At 73.6% G+C, this 2678-nt stretch carries 2 protein-coding genes; both read left to right on the top strand.

Annotated features, from left to right (window positions below; translation table 11 throughout):
• Positions 1-2464, top strand: a 2464-nt coding sequence (locus MFF30_RS25395) for a DUF4159 domain-containing protein (protein WP_238283006.1), incomplete at its 5' end; no start/stop codon positions are given.
• Positions 2465-2492: 28 nt separating this feature from the next.
• Positions 2493-2678, top strand: a 186-nt coding sequence (locus MFF30_RS25390; protein WP_238283005.1) for a hypothetical protein, incomplete at its 3' end; no start/stop codon positions are given.

Genomic DNA, 2678 nt, shown 5'->3' with positions numbered 1-2678 from the left:
CGGCTCGGCCAGGGCGGCCCGCGACGGTCGGCCCGTGGCGGTGGCCGCCCTGGCCGAGCCGGTTGCCGTCCTGGAGGCCCGGGTGCCGGCCGCGGCGCTGGAACGCCTGCGCGCCATCGCGCCGCGTCCGCATCTGGCCGACCGCGCCGCGCACCTGCCGTCGCTCGCCGCTTTCCTGGAGCGCAGCCCGAGCACCGCCATCCTGTGGATCAGCGATGGCGTCGCGGGCCCGGGCGAAGAGACATTCGGCAAGAGCCTCGCCGACCTCGTCGGCCGGACCGGGGCCGCGCTCACCATCCTGAAGGCCGACCGGCCCCCGGCGCTGGCGCTCTCGGCCGCCGAGTCCGGCGGCCAGCTCACCGCGCATGTCCTGCGGGCCGCCGCCAACGGCCGCGACAGCGGCCTCGTGCGGGCCCTCGACCAGAAGGGCCTGCCCCTGGCCGAGCACGCCTTCACCTTCGCGCCGGACGCTACCGAGACCGAAGTCGGCTTCGACCTGCCGGTGGAGTTACGCAACAGCATCAGCCGAATCGAGGTCGCGGCCGAGCGTTCGGCCGGCGCCGTGACCCTGGTCGACGAGCGCGGCAAGCGCCGCCGCGTCGGTCTCGTCTTTGGCGGCACCAGCGACCAGGCCCAGCCGCTGCTCGCGCCGACCTACTACCTCTCGCGGGCGCTCGGCCCCTATGCCGACGTGCAGGAGCCCCGGGGCGCCAAGGGCATCGCGGAATCGATCGGGCAACTCCTCGACAACCAAGTCTCCGTCCTCGTCCTCGCCGATGTGGGCGCCCTCGACGGGCCGACGCTCGCCCGCGTCGAGCAGTTCGTCGACGAGGGCGGTCTCCTGCTGCGCTTCGCGGGCCCGCGCCTCGCCGCAGGCAACGATCCCCTCGTGCCCGTGCGCCTGCGCCGGGGCGGTCGCACGCTGGGCGGCACGCTTTCGTGGGACAGCCCCAAGACACTGGCGCCGTTCGCCCCCGAGAGCCCCTTCGCCGGCCTGACGCCGCCGGCCGATATCGGCGTGCGCCGGCAGATCCTGGCCGAGCCCGATGGCGATTTGCCGGGCCGGACCTGGGCCTCGCTGCAGGACGGGACGCCCATCGTGACCGCGCAGAAGCGGGGCCAAGGCCTCGTCGTGCTCTTCCACGTCACCGCCGACACGACCTGGTCGAATCTTCCCCTGTCGGGACTGTTCATCGACATGCTGCGTCGGGTGGTGAACCTAGCCGGCGCCAAGGCGCTTCCAGCGGGCGATGCCGGGGCGCGGGCGACCGCCGTGCTCGCGCCGCGCCTGACCCTCGATGGGTTCGGTGCCCTCGGTGCCCCACCGGCCGGCGCCACCGCGGTCTCCGCCGATTACGGCGATCGGGCGACCCTGGAACACCCGCCGGGCTTCTACGGCCCGGCCGACGGCGGCATCGCGGTCAACGCCCTCGCGATGGCCGACCGGTTGAAGCCCCTCGACTTCGCAGCCCTGTCCGGCGCCCGCCTCGGCTCCCTCGCCGGGGCCGAGACGCTCGACCTGCGCGCCACCCTCTTCACCCTGGCCCTGATGCTCCTCATCCTCGACACCCTCGCGGGCCTCTGGCTCGGCGGCTTTCTCCGGCGCGCACGCGGCTTCGTCTCGCGCCCGGCCGCGATCCTCCTGGCGGGACTCGCCCTCGGCGCCCTGGTCGGCGCACCGCAGCCGGTGCAGGCTCAGCCGGCCGCACCGGCCCGCGCGGGTGCTTTCGAGTCGGCCCAGGCGACCCGGCTCGCCTACGTGGTCACCGGCGACGAGGCGGCCGATACCGCGAGCCGGGCCGGCCTCAGCGGCCTGACCCAGATGCTGGCGAGCCGCACCGCCCTGGAGCCCGGTGATCCGATCGGCATCGACCCCGCCAAGGACGAGCTCGCCTTCTATCCGCTGATCTATTGGCCTATCGTGGCCGGGCGGCCGCAGCCGAGCGAGGCCGCGATCCGGCGCATCGACGCCTTCATGCGCAACGGCGGCACCGTGATCTTCGACACCCGCGATGCGCTCACCGCGCGGCCGGGTGGTCCGCCGACGCCGGAGGGCGCCTATCTGCGCAAGATGCTGGCGACGCTTGAGGTGCCCGAACTCGAGCCCGTGCCCCCCGATCACGTGCTGACCAAGGCCTTCTACCTCGTCGACAACTTTCCGGGCCGCTACGCCACCGGCCAGACCTGGGTCGAAACCCTGCCGCCGGCGGGCGAGGGCACCGAACGCCGTCCCGCCCGGGCCGGCGACGGCGTCTCGCCCATCGTCATCACCAGCAACGATCTCGCCGCCGCCTGGGCGGTGGGCAAGCGCGGCGAGCCGCTCTATCCCATCGTCGGCGGCGACCAGCGCCAGCGCGAGATGGCCTTCCGCGGTGGCATCAACGTCGTGATCTACACCCTCACTGGCAACTACAAGGCCGATCAGGTCCACGTCCCGGCGCTGCTGGAGCGGCTGGGCCAGTGATGAATTCTGTACCGGAGGCACCGCGCCCATGCTGAGCCTCAGCTTCACCCCCCTGGTGCCCTGGCCGGTGATGATCGGCTTCGGCGTGCTCGTCGCGGTCTTCGCCGTGCTGGCCTTCCTCGCGCGGGGTCGCACCGCGATCCTGCGGGCGCTCGCCCTGGCCCTGGTGCTCCTGGCGATCGCGAATCCGTCCCTGGTGCGCGAGGACCGCGAG

This window comes from Methylobacterium goesingense (assembly GCF_022179225.1).
Classification (GTDB): Bacteria; Pseudomonadota; Alphaproteobacteria; order Rhizobiales; family Beijerinckiaceae; genus Methylobacterium; species Methylobacterium goesingense.
The sequence above is the reverse complement of the archived record's forward strand: the minus strand, read 5'-3'. Positions and strand labels throughout refer to the sequence as shown.